We start from the raw sequence: 20,339 nt of genomic DNA, 5'->3' as shown, positions 1-20,339 counted from the left end.
CCGGCCCGCCCCGCCTAATTTCCGCGCCACTCGAAACGGGGAGCGCCGCTCCCCGAGCTTTCCGAAAGACAAAAACCCATGCGCGCCGAGCCGCTTGCGCTCAAAGAACAGATCGAGCAGTCCATGGGACTGCTGAGGAGGCATCTTTGACGTCGAGACTGCAACCCGCCGTCTCGCCGAACTGAACGTCAAGGCCGAAGACCCCAATTTCTGGAACAACGCCGACGAAGCGCAGAAGCTCATGCGCGAACGCACCCAGCTCGAGGAGCAGATGGGCGCGATCGACAGGCTTGCGCGCGATCTCGAAGACGCGTTGACGCTCGTCGAGCTTGGCGAGGAAGCCGGCGACGAGGCGACCGAGAAAGAGGGCGTCGAGGCGCTCAAAGCCCTGCTCAAGGAGGCCCAGCGCCGTCAGATCGAGGCGCTGTTCTCGGGTGAAGCCGACGGCAACGACACCTTCATCGAAATCCACTCGGGCGCTGGCGGCACCGAGAGCCAGGACTGGGCGCGCATGCTGTTTCGCATGTACGCCCGTTGGGGCGAGCGCAAGAAGTTCAAAGTCGAGGTGATCGAGGAGACCGCCGGCGAAGAGGCCGGCATCAAATCGGGCACGCTTCTGGTCAAGGGCCACAACGCCCATGGCTGGGCAAAGACCGAATCGGGCGTGCATCGTCTGGTGCGCATCTCGCCCTTCGACTCGAACGCGCGGCGCCATACGAGCTTCGCCTCGGTGTGGGTCTATCCGGTGGTGGACGACCGGATCGAGGTCAATATCAACGAGTCGGACTGCCGTATCGACACGTATAGATCGTCCGGCGCGGGCGGTCAGCACGTGAACACGACCGATTCGGCGATCCGCATCACCCATATGCCGACCGGCATTGTCGTGGCCTGTCAGGCCGAGCGCTCACAGCACAAGAATCGCGCGACCGCCTGGAACATGCTGCGCGCCCGTCTCTATGAGCGCGAGCTGGAAATGCGCGAGGCCGAGGCGAACAAGGCAGCCGCCAGCAAGACCGATATCGGTTGGGGGCACCAGATTCGTTCTTACGTTCTGCAGCCCTACCAGCTCGTGAAGGACCTGCGCACCGGCGTCACGTCCGGCACGCCGTCCGAAGTGCTCGACGGCGAGCTCGACGACTTCATGCAGGCCTCTCTCGCCCAGCGCATCTATGGCGGCGGGCCGGAGAAGGTGGAGGACGTGGAGTAGCGCGCGACGGGGCGCCCCCCCCACCCGGCGCCGCCGAAGCCCGTCTGAAAAACGGGCGTCTAAACGACGCCCTGGCGCCGCCATCCTCGGTAAAGGGGGCCGCGAAGCGGGGGAGGATTGGGGAGGGGGCGACCTCACCCCGCCATCCTTTTCGCATCCGCAGAAGCTCCCGCTTCATTTGATCAATCTTTCGCGGCGCGATAAGAAGCAAGCCGCCAAGCGCCTTTGTTTTTCATTTGCGTCAATCGGCGCCGTCCCGCGCCGCGAAAGGTCGAGAGATGGACGCCGCTGTTGCGCCGCAACCAAGTTTCCTGAGCCGCGAGCGCTCCATCGCCTCGCCGACATTCAACCGCTGGCTCGTTCCGCCGGCCGCGCTCGCCGTGCATCTTTGCATCGGCATGGCCTATGGCTTCTCGGTGTTCTGGCTGCCGCTGTCGCGCATCGTCGGCGGCGCGGCGCCCAAGGAATGCCCGGCCGACATGGGCTTCTTCCAGACGATCGTCGCAACCAATTGCGACTGGAAGATCAGCATGCTGGGCTGGACCTTCACGCTCTTCTTCGTTCTGCTCGGCTCCTCGGCGGCGATCTTTGGCCATTGGCTGGAGACGGCCGGCCCCCGCAAAGCCGGCCTCGCCGCCGCCTTCTGCTGGTGCGGCGGCCTGCTCATTTCGGCGCTGGGCGTCTATCTTCACCAGATCTGGATGCTCTGGCTCGGCTCCGGCGTCATCGGCGGCGTCGGCCTCGGCCTCGGCTATATCTCGCCCGTCTCGACGCTCATCAAATGGTTTCCCGACCGGCGCGGCCTGGCGACCGGCCTCGCCATTATGGGCTTTGGCGGCGGCGCCATGATCGGCGCGCCACTCGCCGATCGGCTGATGGGCTATTTCGCGACGCCGACCTCGCCGGGCGTCTGGCAGACCTTCGTGGCGCTCGCCGGCATTTATTTCATCTTCATGGTCAGCGGCTCGCTGGGCTATCGCGTGCCGGCCGACGGCTGGGCGCCCAAGGGCTGGACGCCGCCGGCGCCGGCCGCCAACGCCATGGTCACCCATCGCCACGTCCATCTCGACGTCGCCTGGAAGACCCCGCAATTCTGGCTGCTCTGGGGCGTGCTCTGCCTCAATGTGTCGGCCGGCATCGGCGTGCTCGGCATGGCCTCGCCCATGCTGCAGGAGGTCTTCGGCGGCAAGCTCATCGGCCTCGACCTCGGCTTCGACGCCCTCAACGCCGACCAGAAGAAGCAGATCGCCGCCATCGCCGCGGGCTTCACCGGCCTCTTGAGCCTGTGCAACATCGGCGGGCGCATTGGCTGGGCCTCGGCCTCAGACGCCTTCGGCCGCAAGGTCACTTATGCGATCTTCTTCGTGCTCGGCCTCGCGCTCTACGCCGCGGCGCCTTTCGCGGCAAAGGGCGGGCTCGTCTTCCTGTTCGTGCTGCTCTTCGCCGTCATCATCACAATGTATGGCGGCGGCTTCGCGACTATTCCGGCGTATCTCGCGGATATTTTCGGCACGCATTACGTCGGCGCCATTCATGGCCGGCTGCTGACCGCCTGGTCGACGGCGGGCGTGCTCGGCCCGGTTCTGGTCAACTACATTCGCGAATATCAGCTTTCGATCGGCGTGCCCCGCGAAGCCGCCTATAACCAGACAATGTATGTGCTCGCCAGCCTGCTGCTGGCGGGGCTTGTCTGCAATCTCCTCGTTCGGCCGGTCGCCGAGAAATATTATATGACCGATGAAGAGGTCGCGGCCGAGAAGAAGACCAGCGTCGCCGCGGTGAAGCAGGAAGAGGAAGAGATCCACGCCGATTTCGAGGATTTTCTGGAGGAGGGGCTGGAGCCGCATGACCCTGTGCCCTCGGTCGCCCTTCGCGCGGCGCCGCGCCTCTCGCCGGTCTTGATCCTCTCCTGGCTCGCGGTCGGCGTCCCGCTCGCCTGGGGCGTATCGATCACGTTGTTGAAGGCGATGGCGCTGTTCAAATGAGCTGGATCGAGCGGCGCACGCGGGGGCCCTTTTGCTTGCCCCCGTGGCGCCTCGTTTTCTTTCCATTAACCACAACCGCGCATGGTCGATATTCCGTAGCGCCCCGCGCGGAGCCCCCGCGCCCCATTCCGGCGGAGAGAAAATGGCGACGGCTTGCACCAATGGTCTCGACACAGGTTTTGTCGACCTCGGTTATATGAAAGTGGCGGCGCTCGGCGTCGTTCAGGGCATTTCCGAGCTTCTGCCGATCTCCTCCACGGCGCATATGCGCATCGTGCCGGCGCTGCTCGGCTGGAAGGACCCGGGCTCCGCTTTCTCCGCCGCCATGCAGCTCGCCGCGCTCGCCGCGGTGGTCAGCTATTTCTGGGGCGACATCCGCGCGCTGGCTGTGGGCTCCATTGGCGCAATTCGGCGGCGCGACTTCAACGACTGGACCTTCCGTTTCGTCCTTTGGATCGGCTTCGCGACCGTGCCGATCGGGCTCGCCGGCATTCTCCTGTCGCACACGCTCAACACTTGCGGCTCGCCGCTGCGATCGCTTCCGGTCATCGGCATTTCCTGCGTCGTCATGGCCGCACTGCTCGCGCTCGCCGAGCTTTACTGCAATCATAAGCGCACGCTCGACCATGTGAGCCTGAAAGACGCCTTGATCGTCGGCTTCGCCCAGGTCGGCGCGCTTGTTCCCGGCGTGTCGCGCTCGGGTTCGACGCTGACGGCGGCGCTCTTTCTCGACCTCAAGCGCGAAGAAGCCGCGCGCTTCTCCTTCCTGCTTGGCCTGCCCGCGATCGCACTCGCCGGCCTCAAGGAATTATGGGAGCTGCACAAGGCGCATCTCGATTTTCACGGCTGGTCGGTGCTGTCGCTTGGGCTTCTCGTGGCGTCGATTTCCGCCTTTGCGGCGATCTGGGGCCTGCTGCGCATTCTGGAGCGCTTTTCCGCCTGGCCCTTCGTCGCCTATCGCGCCTTCATCGGCGTCGTGCTGCTCGTGGGCTTTTACGGCGGCTTCCTGGTCTAAGACGTGAACGGACCGCGCGCCTTCAGGCGCGCTTGTTTGTTTTTGCAAACCTCCGAGGCGGCCTCGTCCTTCGCGAGGCGAGCTTTGCTCGCTCCTCAGGATAAGGGCCTAAGTGTCTGACGCAGATAACAGAAGCCCCTCATGCTGAGGAGCCTTGCATTAGCAAGGCGTCTCGAAGCGCGAGGGGCGTCATCGCCAATTTTCAAGCAAGTCTGCGCGGGCCTGAAGGCCCGCGGTCCGGAGCTTTTACTCCGCGGCTTCGCGGAGCGCTTCGCGCGCCTGGGAGCGCAATTCGTCGATCGGCGCCAGGCGGCCGTTTGTCTCGAAGTGCCAAAAGGTCCAGCCATTGCAGGCCGGGAGACCCTGCGCCAGCGCGCCGGTCTTGTGAATTGAGCCGACGAAACCCGAGAGCGAGACGGCGCCGTCGGCGCGCACGATCGCCGTATGGCGTTTTTTGACGTCCGTCAGCACGGCGCCGGGCGCGATCATGCCCGCTTCGACGAGGCTCCCAAAAGCAATGCGCGGTTCGGCGCGTTTGGATGGCGCGAGCGCAACCGCGTCTTCGGAAAGCGGCTCGACGGCGGCGATGCGCGCGGCCGCCGCCTGAGCATAGCCGTCCTCGCGCTCGAGTCCGATAAAATCTCGGCGCAATCGTTTCGCGACCGCGCCCGTTGTGCCGGTGCCAAAGAAGGGATCAAGCACAAGATCGCCGGGATTGGAGGCGGAGAGGAGCACGCGCGCGAGTAGCGTCTCCGGCTTTTGCGTCGGATGCGCCTTGCGGCCTTCCGAGTCTTTCAGCCGCTCGGAGCCGGTGCAGATCGGCAGGAGCCAATCCGAGCGCATCTGGCAATCCTCATTGCCGGCCTTCAACGCTTCATAGTTGAAGGTGTAGCTCTTCACGGCCGGGTCGCGCGCCGCCCAGATCATCGTCTCATGGGCGTTGGTGAAGCGACGGCCGCGGAAATTCGGCATCGGATTGTTCTTGCGCCAGACGATGTCGTTCAGGATCCAGAATCCGAGATCCTGCATGATCGCGCCGACGCGGAAGATATTGTGATAGGAGCCAATGACGAAGATCGTCGCCGTTGGCTTCATGACGCGGCGGGCGGCGGCGAGCCAGTCGCGCGTGAAGGCGTCATAGGTCGAGAAGTCGGCGAATTTGTCCCAGTCGTCATCGACGGCGTCGACGAGGCTCTGGTCCGGGCGCGTCAACTTATTGGCGAGCTGGAGATTATAGGGCGGATCCGCGAAGACGAGATCGACGCTCTCTTCAGGGAGCGTCTGCATCAGCTTGACGCAATCGCCGCGCAATATCGTATTTCTGGCAGGCTGCGCGTGGAGCGGCCCGGCGATGGATAACCCGGTACGCGTGACCTTTATCCGGGATTTGAGGCGGGCCGCCCCGACGCGCGCGCTACTCATGAACTCGACACCACATACGCTACCAACACGTGTGAAGATGCCGGAACTAGGTAAAAAGCGCGTATAGAGCCGGCGCGGGATGGCGTCTCTTTTTCGAACGAAAATCTTAATGAAGTAAGAAACTTAGCTTTAATGCCTCGTTTATACTTTCTCCCGCAGCGGCGAGAAGCTTAAGCGATGTGCGGGAGTTGGGCCGTTCTCGCGCAAGGCGTCGAGATGGCGCCGTGCGGCGTAGCCGACATTGGTTTCGAATCCATAGCTCGGGTAGTGTGCGGCAAGTCGCCGCATCATTGCGTCGCGCGCGACTTTAGCGACGATCGACGCAGCGGCGATGGATAAGGTCGACGCGTCTCCCTTGACGATCGCGCGGCACGGGCAGGCGAGGCGCGGCGGATCGGAGCCGTCGACAAGCACATAGGCCGGCGCGTGCGACAGGGTGGCGACCGCGCGGACCATGGCCGCGAGCGATGCTTGTCGGATGTTGATGGCGTCGATCTCAGCGGGCGTGACGAAGGCGATGCTGACGGCGATCGCCTTTTCCATAATCCGCTCGAATGCGGCTTCCCGCTCTTTCTGGTTCAGGCCTTTCGAGTCGTCCAACCCGCGCGGGAGGCGCTTTGGATCGAGAATGACCGCGGCGGCGGCCACCGGCCCGGCGAGCGGGCCGCGCCCGACTTCGTCCACGCCGGCGACCGGCCAGATTCCCTGCCGATGCAACCGGCCTTCGATGCGGAAGTCGGGGCCGGCGCTCATGGCGCAACGCCAGAATGAAAGGGCCGGGTGAAATTTCGGTCGGTCATGTGCATGGCGATCTAAAAAGCGGCTGGCCGTCTTATTGGCAATGAAAAATTCGCGGCTCGCCCGCTCAAAAGAGGCTGAGCTGCTGAGGACCTCGGCGCGGCGGCTCGAAGAGGTCCGTTCGCAATTTGAACGTCGAGTTCGAAAAGCCGAGACGCTTGGCGGCGAGCTCGAAACGCCGGCCGAGCATCCACGCGTAAGGCCCCTCGCCTGTAAAGCGTTTGCCGAAGGTCGGATCATATAGCTTGCCGCCGCGCGTCGAGCGCACGAGCGACAGGGCGCGGCGGGCCTTGTCGGGGAAATTGGCGACCAGCCACTCGCTGAAGAGATCGCGCACTTCGAGCGGCAGACGCAGCATGATGTAGCCGGCCTCGCGCGCGCCGGCGGCGTGGGCGCGGGTGAGGATCGCCTCGATCTCGTCGTCATTGATGGCGGGAATGATCGGCGCGGCCATCACGGCGACCGGCACGCCGGCGGCGGCGAGCTTTTCCATGGCGTCGAGCCGGCGCTCAGGCGTGGCGGCGCGGGGCTCCATGATCCGGGCAAGGCGTGGATCGAGCGTCGTCACCGAAAAAGCGACCTTGGCGAGCCCGTCTTTCGCCATCGGGGCCAGAAGATCGAGATCGCGCAAGACGAGCGCCGATTTCGTCACGATCGCAACCGGATGTTTCACGCGCGCCAGAACTTCCAGAATGGAGCGCATGATGCGGTGGCGCTTTTCAGAAGGCTGATACGGATCGGTGTTCGTGCCGATGGCGATGACTTTCGGCGCGTAATTTTGAGCCGAGAGTTCGCGCTCCAAAAGCTGCGCCGCGCCTTCTTTGACGAAAATTTCGGTCTCGAAATCGAGCCCCGGCGAAAACCCCATATAGGCGTGCGTCGGCCGCGCGAAACAATAAACGCAGCCATGCTCGCAGCCGCGATAGGGGTTGATCGAGCGATCGAAAGCGATGTCGGGAGAATCATTCTTCGTGATGATCGAGCGCGGCTTTTCGACGTGAATGTTGGTCTTCAGCGCCTCCAGGGTCTCGAGCGAGCCCCAGCCGTCGTCCGCTTCCTCGCGGATTTCCTTTTCATAGCGGCCGCTGCGCTTCGACAGCGAACCGCGCCCGCGCCGCCGCTCGGGGTCGACCAGCGCGCCGATTTGCGCCTGCGCATCCGTCGAGATTTCAGCGAGCCGACCCATGATCCACTCCCGACAAAACGGCCCCTAAGGGGAGGCCGGCCGGAGCCGGCCTCCCGTGATCGCGACTTTGGGGACTTGACGCCCCGCCGCGGCTCGACCTGCCGAAGCGGAACATAGCGCGAATAAAGAACGAATAAAGAACATTCTCGGAGCATGCAAGAGGGTTTAAGATGAAGTTAAGGGCTCACTGCTGGCAAAGCGTCCGGCGCGGCCGGTGGACCAGCAGGGATCGAAAGCAAACGAACGCCCGTCATTGCGGGCGAAGCGAAGCAATCCAGGGCCGCGGTGGCTGCCCTGGATTGCTTCGTCGCCTTGGGCTTCTCGCAATGACGGCCTTGAGACTTGCGACACAAAAAAAGAGGCGACGCTTGCGCGCCGCCTCCATGCGTTTCGTTGCGAGGTTCGCTCAGCGAACCAGAATGTTCTTGAACTGCCAGGGATCGCTCGTGTCGATGTCCTCCGGGAACAGGCCGGGGCGGCCTTCGAGCGGCGTCCAGTCGGTGTAATAGCCCTTCACCGGCCCGAGATAGGGCAGTTGCACTTCGAGGCAGCGCTTGTAGTCGACTTCGTCCGCCTCGACGATGCCGGCTTCCGGATTCTCGAGCGCCCAGACCATGCCGGCGAGCGCGGCGGAAGACACCTGCAGGCCGGTGGCGTTCTGATAGGGCGCGAGGTCGCGGGTCTCTTCAATCGAGAGCTGCGAGCCGTACCAATAGGCGTTCTTGGCGTGGCCGAAGATCAGCACGCCCAGCTCGTCGATGCCGTCGACGATCTCGTGCTCGTCGAGGATCTTCCAGCTCGGCTGCATCTTGCCGGCGGCGCCGAAGATTTCGTGCAGCGACAGAACGGCGTCATTGGCCGGATGATAGGCGTAATGGCAGGTCGGCCGGTAGGCGACATTGCCCGCGCCGTCGCGCACCGTCAGGTAATCGGCGATCGAAATCGCCTCATTATGCGTGACGAGGAAGCCGAATTGCGCGCCGGGCGTCGGGCACCAGCTACGCACGCGGGTGTTGGCGCCGGGCGAAAGCAGATAGATCGCAGCGCCGCAGCCGGCAGCATGGGTGCGGCCGATGTCCGGCAGCGACTTCTCATGCGTGCCCCAGCCCAGCTCGGCCGGCTGCATGCCTTCCGAGACGAAGCCCTCCACCGACCAGGTGTTGACGAAGACATTCTGCGGCTTGGGGTCACGCGCCCGCTGCGTGTCGCGTTCGGCGATATGAATGCCCTTGACGCCGAGCTTCTGCGCCAGCGCGCCCCATTCGGCGCGGGTCGTCGGCTCCTTGTCGAAGACGCCCGTGTCCTTGGCGATGTCGACGAGCGCCTGCTTGACGAACCAGGACACCATGCCGGGATTGGCGCCGACGCAGGAGACGGCGGTCGTGCCGCCCGGGTTCTTGCGGCGCTCTTCAAGAACGGTCTCGCGCAGCGCGTAGTTCGTGCGCGCGTCATTGCCCATGTTCTTGTCGAAATAGAAGCCCGGCCAGGGCTCAATGACGGTGTCGACGTAAAGCGCCTTCAGCTCGCGCGCGAGCTTGATCATGTCGAGCGAGGAGACGTCGACGGAGAGATTGACGATGAAGGCCTGTCCGCCGCCCTTGGTGAGAAGCGGCGTGAGCACTTCGCGATAATTTTCGGGGGTGAGCTTTTCTTTGAGAAAAGCGATGCCGCGTTCATCGAGCAGCCGGCGGTGCGTATCGACCGGGTCGATGACGGTGAACCGGCTCTTGTCGAAGTCGAAATGGCGCTCGATCAGGGGCAAGATGCCGCGTCCGATGGAGCCGAAGCCGATCAGGACGATCGGGCCGGTGATTTTGCCATAGACGGGCCATACGGACATTTACTCTTGCCTCCTTGTGCGAATGGTGCGCCGCGATAAAGCAGGCGCGGGCGTCTTAATCAAGTATCGCGCCGGTTTATTGCGTCGCCTGCGCTTGACCTCGAGCGCCTGGCGCCCAAAATCCTGAGCATTCCGACAGGAGCAAGCATGGAACGGCCCGCGCGCCATGACGTCTCACCCGAGGCGATCGCCCCGACGGCCGACGTGCGCCCTGAGCCTGCCAAGGTCGCCAAGCCGGCGGGGCCGCAGAAGGCCCGGCCGGTGAAGCTGCTTGCGACCGACACGGTCGAGGACGCCGCCGTCTGCGTCTTTTCCTCCGCGCTCGACCATTTCGAGGCCAATGCGCCGGTCTTTCTGGCCGAGGAGCTGGCGGAAAGCGTGCATCAAATGCGCGTGGCGCTACGGCGTTTGCGGGCGGCGATCGGGACGTTCCGGGACGCGCTGGCCGGCCCTGCCCTCGCCGCGGCGCGCGATCGGGCCAAAACGCTTGCCTCAACTCTCGGGCAGGCGCGCAATTGGGACGTTTTCCTCGACATGCTCGCGGAGGGCCCCGGCGCGTCGCTCAAGGACGAAGCGAGCTACGAAGCGCTTCTCGCCGAGATAAATACGCGCCGCGCCAAGGCCTATCGCGCCGCGCGCGCGGCGGTCGAGGGACCGGAGGCGCGCGCTTTTCTTGCCGAATTTCGCGAGGCGATCGCCAAGCGCAATTGGACCGCGCAGCCGGAGGCCCGCGAAGAGGGTTCGGCGAAGGACTTCGCACAAGCAGCCCTCACCAAGCTGCGCAAGCGCGTCGTAAAGAAAGCCAAGGGTCTCGCCGAGCTGACGCCCGAGGAGCGGCATCAGGTGCGCATTGCTTTGAAAAAAGCGCGCTATGGCGCGGAGTTTTTCGAGAGCCTGTTTGCGCATGTCGACGACGCCGAGGAATTCTCCGCCGCGCTCGCCAAGCTGCAGGACGGGCTTGGCGACTATAACGACATGGAGACGGCGAATACGCTGCTCGACGAGATCGACGCCGAGGGCGCCACGGTCCTGCGCGCCTCGGGCTTCGTGCGCGGCTGGTTCGCCCATGCGGCCCAGGCCGGCGCGGCGCATGCAAAGAAGAGCGAGAAGCGATTGAGGAAGCTGGAGCCGTTTTGGGAGTAGCGCTTGCCCCCTCCCTGTCCCTCCCCCGCTTCGCGCAGGGCTGTCCGGGGAAATCATAGGGCCGCGAGCTGGAGCTGCAGACTAGAGAAGTCTCGGCCGGGCTTGGGCCTGATTGGCGGCTTGTCGATAAGCGCGATCGGCCGGCGGTCGAAGAGGAAGCGGCCGACGAGCTCGGCGAAACGCAGTGCCGCCATGTCGATCTTGTGGACGCAGGCGGCGATGCGCAGCAGGGTGAAGGCGATCATCGCGGCGAAGAGCTGCAGGCGCACGGCGTTTTCGGCCTCGCCGATGAAGCTCTTGATGTTGAGATGCTGCTTGATCCAACGGAACAGCAGCTCGATTGCCCAGCGGCCCTTGTAGAGCGCGGCGATTTCCGCGGCCGGGCGGCGCATGTCGTTGACGATGAGGACGATGCGGCCTTTGGCCTCGTCTCTTTCCACGGTGATGCGCCGCAGCGGCATGGGCAGCTTGGAATCGCCTTTGCTGGCCAGCGCCACCTCCTCGTCGGCGATCACGGCGAAGCCGTCGCCCCGCGCGCTTTCGGGGTCGAGCGGGCGGGCGGCGATCGCCCGGAAGCGGGCGTTCGCCTTCGGCCGGGTGACGAAGAAAGCGCCTTGCGCGGCGATCTCGGTCCACCAGCGATAGTCGCAATAGCCTTTGTCGAAGACATAAGCGGCGCCCGGCTCGATATCGGTTTTCTTGCCGATCTCTATGTCGTTCACATTGGCGGGCGTGACTTCCGCGCGAAGGGGCCGATTGGCGCGCGGGTCATGGACCACGTGCATTTTGAGGCCGTGAGTGCGGCCGTTGGAGCGGGCGTAATCGAGGAATTTGCTCAAAGGGATGGGCGTCGAATCGATGAGGCGGATCATGTCCGCGCCCTCCCGGCGCGTATGACGGTCGAGCGCGCCGGAGAGCATGGCGAAGAGATCGGCGAAGACGGCGACGGGCCGGCGGGCGTTGGCGTCGGAAAGGGTCGTGCGCGCGAGCCGCCGCGTCCCGAGGTGATAATGCGCGCGCGCGTCGGCGTTGAAGGCGGGAACGAGGGCGCGCAGGCTGGAGACCCCGGCAAGCTGGGCGTAGATGAGCGCGACGAGGTGATCCCAGCTCTTGAAGGATTTGTCGTAGGCGTCGCCGCCATGCCGCTCGACGATCTGCTTGAAGGCGCGCCGATCGACCGGCTTGAGCAGTTGGGCGAATACAGTAGAGTGCACGGGCATGTCCGGTCCTTTTTTCCAGTCTCGACAACCGGAAAATACCCGACAACCGTCGGGAAAACCGGGCATGCGCCCGCGACCTTTCGACTCATTCCCCGGACAGCCCTGCGCTTCGCGGGAGAGGGGACGCTCACGATTAGCGTCGTTTATGAAGGCCACGCTCTGCTCCCTCTCCCGCGAAGCGGGGGAGGGTTGGGGTGGGGGCTCACCCCACAACCGCGACATTCCCATCGATCCGCCCGAGCACTCCATTGGGCAGGCGCGGTCCGCCGCCGAGGTAGCGGTTGCGGTCGCGCACCATTTTGGTCACCGCCGCGAAGTCGAGCTTGCCCGAGCCCAGCAGCGGCACATGCTCGACGAGCATGACTTCCGCCGGGATCGACAAATCCGACGCCTCCTTCGATTTGGCGTAGGCCGCGAAATCGGCGCGGGTGGCGTCCTTCTGCTGGGTGACGAGCACGATGCGCTCGCCCTTGCGCGGGTCGATCTCGGTCGCCGCCGCGGAGAGCGCCTTGGGCCAAAGCTCGCCGGCGAGCTGCTCGATGGCGGCGAGCGACACCATTTCGCCGCCGATCTTGGCGAAGCGCTTGGCGCGGCCCTTGATCGTCACGAAACCCTGCGCGTCGATCGTCACAATGTCGCCGGTGTCGTGCCAGCCGCCCTCCGGCGCCTGCAGCACGCCCGGCTTGTCCGCCATGAGATAGCCCATCATCACATTGGGGCCGCGCACGAGCAGGCGGCCGCCTTCCTCGACGCCGGGCACGGGTTCGAGCTTGACGTCGACGCCGGGCATGATGCGGCCCACGGTCCCGAATTTGTTGAACATCGGCGTGTTGAGCGCGAGCACAGGCGCCGTCTCGGTGACGCCGTAGCCCTCGAGAATGCGAATGCCGAAGTTCTCGCACCATATATCGCGGGTCGATTGCTTCACCGGCTCGGCGCCGGCGACGACATAGCGGATCGAGCGGAAGTCATAGGCGTGGGCGCTACGCGCATAGCCGGCAAGGAAGGTGTCCGTCCCGAAGAAGATCGTGGCGTTGGTGCCATAGATCAGCTCCGGCACAATCCGGTAGTGCAGCGGGGAAGGGTAGAAATAGACCGGCACGCCGGAGATGAGCGGCAGCATGAAGCCGATCGTCAGCCCGAAGCAGTGGAACACCGGCAGCACGTTGAACACCTTGTCCTGGCGGCCGAAGTCGATGCGCGCCGCCGCCTGGGCGGCATTGGCGAGCATATTGGCGTGCGACAGCGCGACGCCCTTGGGCGCGCCCTCCGAGCCGGAGGTGAACAGCACAGCCGCCATATCGCCCGCCTTGCGCGCGACGACCGGCTTTTTGAAGCGCAGCAGGGCGGTCAGCTTGTCGAATGACGAGACGCCGGCGCGCATGTCTTCGAGATAGACGAGCGCGACTTTCTCTTCCAATGCGGCGGCGAGCTTGTCGAGCCTGGCCTTCTCGATGAAGGCGCGCGAGGTGAGGATGGTCTTGACGCCCGCCGCTTCGCAGCCGGAGAGAATATTCGCGGCGCCGGCGGTGAAGTTGATCATGGCGGGAACGCGCCCCGCAGACGTCACGGCGAGGAAAGTCACGCCCGCGGCGTTGGCGTTCGGCAGCATGATCCCGACGCAATCGCCCGCCGTATCGATCTTCGCGATTTTTTCGCCCAGCACGCGGGCGCCGATGAGGATCCTTTTGTAGGTGAGCGCGCCCGTCAGCGGGTCTTCCAGCGCGACGCGCGAAAAACCATGCTTGTCGCCCGCCCGCACGACGGCCTCGAAAATCGTCTCGTCCTGCTTGGTCGTGCGGAAGATCATGTCCGACATGATCTGATAGAGCGCCGCGCCCGCCGCCATGCGCCGCGCCTTGCCCTTCAATTCCTCATCAACCGTGAGGCGCACCGGCTCCTGCATGGTGAGGGTGAATTTCGGGAAAAAGCGGCGGCGCGCCTGATCGCGCGTCAGGCGCGAGAAGATGGTCGCTTCCGGCCCGTCGATCTTCACCGGCACGATCATGGCCCCGGATTTCTCCGCGATCAGACCGGCGCCGTCATAGACCTTCATCAGGCTGCCGGTGACGGTGAGGCGCCCTTCCGGAAAAATCACCAGAGACTCGCCGGCCTTCACGGCGTTGATCAGCGTGCGCGTGCCGAGCGGCTTGGTCGGGTCGAGCGGAATGGCGCGGGTGAATTTGAGAAAGGGCTTCACCCACCAACGCTGCGAGATGCCATGGTCGATGGCGAAGACCGGGTCTTTCGGCAGCACGGAGAGGATCGCCGCCGCGTCGAGGAAGCTGACATGGTTGAGGGCGATGATCGCATTGGCCCCCGCTCTCTCCAGATTGTCGAGCCCCTTCACTTCGAGCCGGTAGAAGGACCGAAAAATAATCGACAACAAGTCGAGGATCGGGTTCTTCACCACGGCGTAGCGAATCCAGATCGCCGACAGCAGCGCGACGGCGCCCATGCCGAGGAAAAGCTGCGCCAGGGTCACGCCCTGCGCCTGCAGAAAGGCGACGCCGGCGCCGCCCGCGGCCATATAGGCGGCGTTATGGACATTGACCGCCGCAACGGTGCGGGCGCGCTGATCGGCCGGGCTTTGCGCCTGAATGGCGGCGAAGGAGGGCACGATCATCAGGCCGCCCGCAAGCGCCAGCAGCGCGAGGTCGAGCGACGCGCGCAGCGCGCCGGGCTGGTTGAAATAATCGGCGATTGCGAGCGTGGGACTTTCCGTCGCGACGCGCGAAATCTCGGCGGCGCCAAGATCGAAGGACGCGATGGCGACGAGGGCGGCGCCGATTGCCGCCGGCAGCAGAACGATGCGGCCCTTGAGCAGAAAGGCGGCAAGCCCCGAGCCCGCGCCGATGGCGACGGCGAAAATCGTCAGATGCAGCGTGACGACGCTTTCGGCGCCATGCAGCGAATGCGTGACGAGCGGCGGCATCAACGACATGGCGATGGAGCCATAGAGCCAGAAGAGGCTCGTCACCGTCGTGAGGCGGCGCAGCGACGGCGCGGCGCGCAGCGCCTTCATCAGCTTGAAGGTCGAGCGGAAGATATTGGCGTCGATCTTGAGATCCGCCGCCGCGCTTTGCGTCGAGGGGATGAACCAGGCGGCGGCGTAGCTCGCGAGCGCCACCGCCATGACGCCGCCGACAAAGGCGAGCGCGCCATAGACTTCGTCATGCGCCTGCATGGCGAGGCCGCCCGCGATGGTGCCGGCGAGAATGGCGAGGAAGGTCGCGCTCTCGACGAGAGCGTTGCCGGCCGGCAGCTCTTCGCGGGTCAGATGATCCGGCAGAATGCCGTATTTGACCGGGCCGAACAGCGCGCCGGTGACGCCGAAGAGCGCAAGCGCCACAAAGAGCGTCGTCACGTCCGAGAAATAGAAACCCGCGGCCGAGAGGCCGGCGACGCCAATTTCGGCGAGGCTCAGGCGGCGCGCAATGGTCGCCTTGTCGAATTTATCCGCCATCTCGCCCGCGATCCCCGAAAGCAGGAAGAAGGGCGCGATGAAAATGGCGCCGGCGAGGGTGACGAGAGACGCGCCCTTTTCGCCGCCGATCTGCGCGAGGATCATCAGAACCAGCGCGTTTTTGAGGAAGTTATCATTGAAGGCGGCGAAGAACTGGCGCCAGAAGAGCGGCGCGAAGCGGCGGGTGGCCAGAAGCGATTGCGACATGGCGGTCAATCCAAAGGGCTGGGCCGGCGAAAATTGAACAGAGCCTGTTAAGGATCGGTCAAGACCGCCGGCCGATTACGAAAATCTACGCGGAGACGCCTTTGGAGACGTCCATCAGAAGGCGCTCGGTCTTGGCGTCTTCGATGCGGTTGAGCAGCTTCTCCGCCTCGACATTATCGCGGATCGTCTTGGTGAGGATGATGCAGGATTGCACCAGCATCACCACGCCCATGATGAGGAAGCCCTTCATCCAATGGTCGATCGGCATGGCGAAAACGCCGCCGCCCACCATCAGCGCGGCAATGCCGAAGGAAACATAGGAGAAGCCGACGAATGCGGCGGAATGTTTGATTGGTTGAGCGGACATTTTCATTTCCTTCTATCGGGACTGTAGTTGGGGCCTTGCTTTCAGGAGACGAGGCCGGCGGGCTGGCTCACGCCGCGCCCGCCTTTTCTTTCAGCCTTGCGAGAACATCCGCCGCGCGCGGCTTCACCGGCGGGCCGAAGCCGGCGTCGGCGAGGACCGCGTTGAGGTCCTGGGCTTTGTCGCGAGCGTCCAGATCGTCGAGAGCGGCTTCTGCGGCGCAGGCTTCCGCCTGCCGCTCCCGCAGGCGCGCCAATGTGGCTTCCGCCTCCGAAAGGGTCGATTGGCCGCAAGGCGCCTCTTCGAGCCTCCCGCGGCGCGCGACGCGGACGGCCTCGGCCGCGCGGGCGATCCGCCTGCCGCGCTCCAATTCGGCGAGGCGGGCGGATTGGTCGCGCAGATGACGTTCGAGGCTCTTGATCTCGACTGAGAACAGCGCGCGCGCTTTCTCGGCCGCCGTGGCGTCGCTTTCGAGGTCTGCGATATTTTCAGCGGCTTTCCGGGCAAGGTCCTCGCGCCCGGCTTTCAAGGCCGCGACGGCGCGGGTTTCGATCTCGGCGATCTGCGCTCGCGTGGCGTCGAGCTTTCGCTCCTCCGCCTTGTCCTGCGCGCTCGCCAGGGCGAGCGTCTTTTTGGCGCGTTCCACCGCCAGGGCGGCGTCGCGCATTTGTTGATCGAGGATGGCGAGCGCATGGCGGTCTGCGAGCCGTTCCTCGGCTTCGTACGCCTTGCCCCGGAACAATGTGACGACAGTCTTTAGCATTCGGGTTCTCCCCTGAGCGTTACTGAACAGTGTTCACAAGCCCTACTTAGCATCGCTGTGAACGAAGTTCAAGAAAACATTGAACGCGGCTCGGGGCTGTGCTCTAGGACATGCGCAAGTCTGGAACCGCTCAATAGGTTGCGCGGTTTTGAAACACCGGAAGAACGCCGCTCGCCATGGCGCGGCCGCCTTCCCCGCCCATTCTTGCCGCCGCGGCGGCCTTACGGCCTCGAAAGGAATGATCGGTGAGCGAGACCAGAACCGAAGCCGGAACGCAGCGACGCCAGAAGCTCAGGGAGCGCCTTCTCGATGTCGCCCGGCAGTCCGTCGCGGCGCGCGGCCTCGGCGGGCTGAAGGCGCGCGACCTCGCGTCCGAGGCCGGTTGCGCGCTCGGCGCGATCTACACGGCCTTCGACGATCTCGACGAGCTCATCCTGCGCGTCAATCTCTCGACGCTGGAGCGGCTGGGCGATTCCCTCGATGCCGCCTTGAGCCAGGCGGACCCGTCGGCGGCGCTGCTCGCGCTCGCCCGCGCCTATCTGGATTTCGCCCGCCGAGAAGAGCCGAGCTGGCGCGCGCTTTTCGAACATCGCCTTTCGGGCGGCGCGCGGGTGCCCGATTGGTATTCGGACGAGCGCAACCAATTGTTCGGGCGCCTCGAGACGCCGTTGGCCGCTCTCTTGCCTGGCTGGGACGAAAAATCGCGCGCGCGTCTCGCCCGCACGCTCTTCTCGGCGGTCCATGGCGTCGTGGCGCTCGGTCTCGAAGAGAAGCTCGAGGAAACGCCTCCCGAGGCGCTCGACGCGCAATTGGAGACCCTCGTGCGCCTCATCGCCGCTGGTCTGGCGCAAGAGGCGGCTCCAAAATCCTGAACGGCTTGCCATGCGGCATGGGAGCTGACATAGCCCCTTTATGGCCTACCTTCTGCTTTTCGCCGTCGCGATCTGGGCGGGCGCGCAAAATGCGCTCGCGGGCGGCGGCTCCTTCCTCATTCTGCCGACGCTGATGTTCACCGGCATGGACGCGCTCGCGGCGAACATCACCTCCTGCGTCGCGCTTTTTCCGGCGCAGGTCGCGACCGGCTGGACGGGGCGCAGCCACGCCAGAGGCGTTGGCGCGCTCACCTTGGCCTGGCTCTTCGTCATCTGCATTATCGGCGGCGCCATCGGCGCGGTGATCTTGCTGGAGACCCCGCGCGGCCTTTTCGCCCGGCTCGTGCCCTGGCTGGTGCTCTTCGCCACGGGGCTGTTCGCCTGGGGCAGCTTCTTTCGCAAGCCGGGAGAGGCGGAGGGCCATCTTTCTCCCGCCGGCGCCGGCTTCATTCAATTTCTCATCGCCACCTACGGCGGCTATTTCGGCGGCGGCGCCGGATTCCTGATGGTTGCGGCGCTCACCATGGCCGGTCAGGCGGTGCGCATCGCCAGCGCCACCAAAAATGTGCTCGCCGGCGTGATGAACGCATCGGCTGTCGTCATCTTCCTGTTTTCGCCAGACCTTCACTGGGAGCAGGCGCTCGTCACGGCGGCCGGCGCGACGATCGGCGGCGTCGGCGGCGCCCATCTCATTCACCGGATAGACGAGAAAATCCTGCGGATTTTTATCGTCGTCATCGGGTCGCTGCTGACAGTGGGGCTCTTTCTGAAAGCGCCGTAAGGCAAACTTTTAGAGCTATTTAGCGGCTTCGTTGAGGAAAGCGTAAGCAGCTTTGGAATAGGCTTGCGGTCTTGTCGAACTGCTTGCCGCGCGAGATTCCATGGCCGCCACCTTCTCGGACAAATCCCGGCAGCAGACCGGCGCCTTAAGCGACAGGCGCGCGGCCCCGAGGCACAAGTCTTACACCGATGTCTGGGCCGATCCGGGTGGAATGGAGCCGGCGATACCGTGCCGGATCGTCGATATTTCGACGACGGGCGCGAAGATCGACGGCTTGGGCGCGACCTTGCCCGACAATTTCATCCTCCATGCCGGCCAAGCGAAACATGTCGCCCGGGTGGTCTGGCGCCGGCAGACGCTGGTCGGGGTGGAGTTCCAGAAGGGATCGAAGCCGCCGCGGGACGGCGCCCGGCTCCCGGAGCGGCGCTAGCGCGCTTTCCGCTCGCATGGAATCATGCGAGCGATAAGAAATCGCGCAGAGTCAAAAAGCTGGAGCGCATTCTTATCGCAAAAGTCTATCAACTTTTGCGGAATGCGCTCTAGGCTTACTTGCCCATCGCCTTTTCGATCTCCGGCAGGAGCGTCGTCGCCACGGCCGAGGGCGACAACGGCCCGACGAATTTATAGGCGATGGTTCCGTCGCCCTTGATCACGAAGGTTTCCGGCACGCCATAGACGCCGAAGTCGATCGCCGTGCGACCCGCCGGATCGACGCCGACGCGCTGGAACGGATTGCCGCCCGCCTGCAGGAAGCCCAGCGCATTGGCGGGCTCGTCCTTATAGGACAGGCCATAGATTTCGACGCCTTTTTCCTTCAGCGCCGCGTCGCGCGCCATGGCCATCAGCACGGGATGTTCCTGCCGGCAGGGGGCGCACCAGCTCGCAAAAATATTGACGACGCTGACATGGCCCTTGCGCAGGTCTTCGGTCGACAGGCCGGGCGTGTCCTTGAGGCCATCGAGAGCAGGAAGGTTGAAGGTCGGCGCGGGCTTGCCGATCAGCGCCGAAGGGATGCGCGACGCGTCGCCGGCAAAGAGCCGGATGAGGAACAGCCCCGCGAGCAGGGCGAAAAGAATGAGCGGCAGAAAACGCAGCGGCGAACGCTGGGCGATGACGGGTTCGCTCACGCCGCGCCTCCTTCATCCCGCTGGCCCACATCCCTTTGCCCCTTGGCGCCGAAGCGGGCAAGCTCGCCCTTCAGGCGCCGGTAGTCGAGAATGATGCGCGCGGCGGCGCCGCCGATCGTCAGAAAGGCGATCGCATAGGCGATCGCCACGAAAGTTTGATGTTCGCTCATTGCGCGGCCTCGAGCGTGGGCGCCTCGCCTTCGTCCCGGGCCGCCTCCTGCAGCGCCTGCATCGAGAGGCGCGCGAGGCGGCGGCGCAGGATTTCGTTGCGGATCGCCATGAAATGCAGGGTCAGGAACAAAAGCGTCCCGCCGAGCGCCATGACGAGCAGCGGCCACAGCATGGAGCCCGAGATGGTCGGCCCGCCGATGCGGAAGACGGAAGCCGGCTGATGCAGCGTGTTCCACCAGTCGACCGAATATTTGATGATCGGAATGTCGATGGCGCCGACGAGCGTCATGATGGAGGCGATGCGCGCGCCGCGCGGGGTGTCGTCCATCGTCTGGCGCACGGCGATGAGGCCGAGATAGAGCAGGAACAGCACCAGCATCGAGGTGAGCCTTGCGTCCCACACCCAATAGGTCCCCCACATCGGCTTGCCCCACAGCGAGCCGGTGACGAGGCAGACGAAAGTGAAGGCGGCGCCGAGCGAGGCGGCGGTCTTCTGCGCGGCGTCGGCGAGCGGATGCTTCCAGACCAGAACGCCGAGCGAGGCCGAGGTCATCACAATATAGGCGAAGATCGCCAGCCAGGCCGACGGCACATGGATATACATGATCCGCACCGTCTCGCCCTGCTGATAGTCGGGCGGCGCGGTGAAGGCGCCGTAGAGCCCGACGGCGAGCAGAATGAGCGTGAGGCCGGAGAGCCAGGGCAGGACGATGCGCGCGAAATTGAGGAAGCGCGTCGGATTGGCGTAGTCGAGGATATTCGGCATCGT

18 protein-coding genes are annotated in these 20,339 nt (G+C 64.7%); 7 read left to right on the top strand and 11 right to left on the bottom strand.

From position 1 onward, the window contains the following. Window positions 1-78: 78 nt before the first annotated feature. The 3 genes from prfB (at window position 79) to QMG84_RS00855 (ending at window position 4,210) form a co-directional block, all read left to right on the top strand. A protein-coding gene (gene prfB / locus QMG84_RS00865) for a peptide chain release factor 2 (protein ID WP_281929789.1) occupies window positions 79-1,210 on the top strand; the annotation gives its coding sequence in 2 pieces (ribosomal slippage) (window positions 79-147 and window positions 149-1,210; 1,131 coding nt in all). A 278-nt stretch (window positions 1,211-1,488) separates the two neighbouring features. Then, window positions 1,489-3,195 (top strand): OFA family MFS transporter, encoded by a 1,707-nt coding sequence (locus tag QMG84_RS00860; protein WP_281929788.1) that lies wholly within the window; start codon window positions 1,489-1,491, stop codon window positions 3,193-3,195. 142 nt (window positions 3,196-3,337) lie between these two features. Next, entirely contained in the window at window positions 3,338-4,210 is an 873-nt protein-coding gene (locus QMG84_RS00855; RefSeq protein WP_281929787.1) for an undecaprenyl-diphosphate phosphatase, read from the top strand. A gap of 246 nt (window positions 4,211-4,456) precedes the next feature. On the opposite strand, the gene QMG84_RS00850 is transcribed toward QMG84_RS00855, so the two are convergent. From QMG84_RS00850 to QMG84_RS00835, 4 genes are all read right to left on the bottom strand, one after another. Further along, window positions 4,457-5,632 (bottom strand): site-specific DNA-methyltransferase, encoded by a 1,176-nt coding sequence (locus tag QMG84_RS00850; RefSeq protein WP_281929785.1) that lies wholly within the window; start codon window positions 5,630-5,632, stop codon window positions 4,457-4,459. Window positions 5,633-5,773: 141 nt separating this feature from the next. Then, complete coding sequence (gene rnhB, locus QMG84_RS00845; protein ID WP_281929783.1) at window positions 5,774-6,385, bottom strand: ribonuclease HII; 612 nt, start codon at window positions 6,383-6,385, stop codon at window positions 5,774-5,776. Between the two features lie 112 nt (window positions 6,386-6,497). Beyond that, complete coding sequence (locus QMG84_RS00840) at window positions 6,498-7,616, bottom strand: PA0069 family radical SAM protein (protein WP_281929781.1); 1,119 nt, start codon at window positions 7,614-7,616, stop codon at window positions 6,498-6,500. A gap of 406 nt (window positions 7,617-8,022) precedes the next feature. Next, entirely contained in the window at window positions 8,023-9,456 is a 1,434-nt protein-coding gene (locus QMG84_RS00835; protein WP_281929779.1) for a homospermidine synthase, read from the bottom strand. Between the two features lie 147 nt (window positions 9,457-9,603). Here QMG84_RS00835 and QMG84_RS00830 point away from each other — a divergent pair, with 147 nt between their 5' ends. Next, complete coding sequence (locus QMG84_RS00830) at window positions 9,604-10,599, top strand: CHAD domain-containing protein (RefSeq protein WP_281929778.1); 996 nt, start codon at window positions 9,604-9,606, stop codon at window positions 10,597-10,599. 53 nt (window positions 10,600-10,652) lie between these two features. Here the strand turns inward: QMG84_RS00830 and QMG84_RS00825 are convergent, their stop codons facing one another. The 4 genes from QMG84_RS00825 to QMG84_RS00810 all read right to left on the bottom strand — a co-directional run bounded on the left by QMG84_RS00825 (window position 10,653) and on the right by QMG84_RS00810 (window position 16,619). Then, on the bottom strand, window positions 10,653-11,819 hold the full coding sequence (locus QMG84_RS00825) for an IS4 family transposase (protein ID WP_281927877.1): 1,167 nt from the start codon (window positions 11,817-11,819) through the stop codon (window positions 10,653-10,655). A 202-nt stretch (window positions 11,820-12,021) separates the two neighbouring features. Further along, window positions 12,022-15,492, bottom strand: coding sequence for an acyl-[ACP]--phospholipid O-acyltransferase (locus QMG84_RS00820; protein WP_281929776.1), 3,471 nt, complete (start codon window positions 15,490-15,492; stop codon window positions 12,022-12,024). Window positions 15,493-15,577: 85 nt separating this feature from the next. Then, window positions 15,578-15,865: a YiaA/YiaB family inner membrane protein gene (locus tag QMG84_RS00815; protein ID WP_281929774.1), complete on the bottom strand. Its 288-nt coding sequence runs from the start codon at window positions 15,863-15,865 to the stop codon at window positions 15,578-15,580. A gap of 61 nt (window positions 15,866-15,926) precedes the next feature. Then, on the bottom strand, window positions 15,927-16,619 hold the full coding sequence (locus QMG84_RS00810) for a PspA/IM30 family protein (protein ID WP_281929773.1): 693 nt from the start codon (window positions 16,617-16,619) through the stop codon (window positions 15,927-15,929). Between the two features lie 245 nt (window positions 16,620-16,864). On the opposite strand from QMG84_RS00810, the gene QMG84_RS00805 reads away from it, so the two are divergent. The 3 genes from QMG84_RS00805 (at window position 16,865) to QMG84_RS00795 (ending at window position 18,702) form a co-directional block, all read left to right on the top strand. Further along, the gene (locus tag QMG84_RS00805; protein WP_281929771.1) at window positions 16,865-17,491 is read left to right on the top strand and encodes a TetR/AcrR family transcriptional regulator; all 627 of its coding nucleotides are present in this window, start codon (window positions 16,865-16,867) and stop codon (window positions 17,489-17,491) included. A 40-nt stretch (window positions 17,492-17,531) separates the two neighbouring features. Beyond that, a complete protein-coding gene (locus tag QMG84_RS00800; protein WP_202070946.1) occupies window positions 17,532-18,272 on the top strand; it encodes a sulfite exporter TauE/SafE family protein in 741 nt (246 codons plus the stop codon). Between the two features lie 100 nt (window positions 18,273-18,372). Beyond that, window positions 18,373-18,702 carry a PilZ domain-containing protein gene (locus tag QMG84_RS00795; RefSeq protein ID WP_202070947.1) on the top strand — a complete coding sequence of 110 codons (330 nt, stop codon included), beginning with the start codon at window positions 18,373-18,375 and terminating at the stop codon, window positions 18,700-18,702. Window positions 18,703-18,817: 115 nt separating this feature from the next. On the opposite strand, the gene QMG84_RS00790 is transcribed toward QMG84_RS00795, so the two are convergent. From QMG84_RS00790 to QMG84_RS00780, 3 genes are read right to left on the bottom strand one after another with little or no spacing between them, the layout of a single operon-like run. Then, window positions 18,818-19,399 (bottom strand): DsbE family thiol:disulfide interchange protein, encoded by a 582-nt coding sequence (locus QMG84_RS00790; RefSeq protein ID WP_281929768.1) that lies wholly within the window; start codon window positions 19,397-19,399, stop codon window positions 18,818-18,820. After that, window positions 19,396-19,569, bottom strand: a complete 174-nt coding sequence (ccmD, locus tag QMG84_RS00785) for a heme exporter protein CcmD (RefSeq protein WP_281929766.1) — start codon at window positions 19,567-19,569, stop codon at window positions 19,396-19,398. The genes QMG84_RS00790 and ccmD overlap by 4 nt, the downstream gene beginning before the upstream one ends. After that, window positions 19,566-20,336, bottom strand: coding sequence for a heme ABC transporter permease (locus tag QMG84_RS00780; protein WP_281929764.1), 771 nt, complete (start codon window positions 20,334-20,336; stop codon window positions 19,566-19,568). Before QMG84_RS00780 ends, ccmD begins: the two co-directional genes overlap by 4 nt. Between the last annotated feature and the right edge of the window lie 3 nt (window positions 20,337-20,339).

Source organism: Methylocystis iwaonis (assembly GCF_027925385.1).
Lineage (GTDB): Bacteria > Pseudomonadota > Alphaproteobacteria > Rhizobiales > Beijerinckiaceae > Methylocystis > Methylocystis iwaonis.
Note: the sequence above shows the minus strand (reverse complement) of the source record. Positions and strands in the feature narration are given on the sequence as shown.

Coding starts and splice junctions, on each gene's coding strand:
- QMG84_RS00860 (WP_281929788.1), top strand. CDS start 1,489: ATGGACGCCGCTGTTGCGCCGCAACCAAGTTTCCTGAGCCGCGAGCGC.
- QMG84_RS00855 (WP_281929787.1), top strand. CDS start 3,338: ATGGCGACGGCTTGCACCAATGGTCTCGACACAGGTTTTGTCGACCTC.
- QMG84_RS00850 (WP_281929785.1), bottom strand. CDS start 5,632: ATGAGTAGCGCGCGCGTCGGGGCGGCCCGCCTCAAATCCCGGATAAAG.
- rnhB (WP_281929783.1), bottom strand. CDS start 6,385: ATGAGCGCCGGCCCCGACTTCCGCATCGAAGGCCGGTTGCATCGGCAG.
- QMG84_RS00840 (WP_281929781.1), bottom strand. CDS start 7,616: ATGGGTCGGCTCGCTGAAATCTCGACGGATGCGCAGGCGCAAATCGGC.
- QMG84_RS00835 (WP_281929779.1), bottom strand. CDS start 9,456: ATGTCCGTATGGCCCGTCTATGGCAAAATCACCGGCCCGATCGTCCTG.
- QMG84_RS00830 (WP_281929778.1), top strand. CDS start 9,604: ATGGAACGGCCCGCGCGCCATGACGTCTCACCCGAGGCGATCGCCCCG.
- QMG84_RS00825 (WP_281927877.1), bottom strand. CDS start 11,819: ATGCCCGTGCACTCTACTGTATTCGCCCAACTGCTCAAGCCGGTCGAT.
- QMG84_RS00820 (WP_281929776.1), bottom strand. CDS start 15,492: ATGTCGCAATCGCTTCTGGCCACCCGCCGCTTCGCGCCGCTCTTCTGG.
- QMG84_RS00815 (WP_281929774.1), bottom strand. CDS start 15,865: ATGAAAATGTCCGCTCAACCAATCAAACATTCCGCCGCATTCGTCGGC.
- QMG84_RS00810 (WP_281929773.1), bottom strand. CDS start 16,619: ATGCTAAAGACTGTCGTCACATTGTTCCGGGGCAAGGCGTACGAAGCC.
- QMG84_RS00800 (WP_202070946.1), top strand. CDS start 17,532: ATGGCCTACCTTCTGCTTTTCGCCGTCGCGATCTGGGCGGGCGCGCAA.
- QMG84_RS00795 (WP_202070947.1), top strand. CDS start 18,373: ATGGCCGCCACCTTCTCGGACAAATCCCGGCAGCAGACCGGCGCCTTA.
- ccmD (WP_281929766.1), bottom strand. CDS start 19,569: ATGAGCGAACATCAAACTTTCGTGGCGATCGCCTATGCGATCGCCTTT.
- QMG84_RS00780 (WP_281929764.1), bottom strand. CDS start 20,336: ATGCCGAATATCCTCGACTACGCCAATCCGACGCGCTTCCTCAATTTC.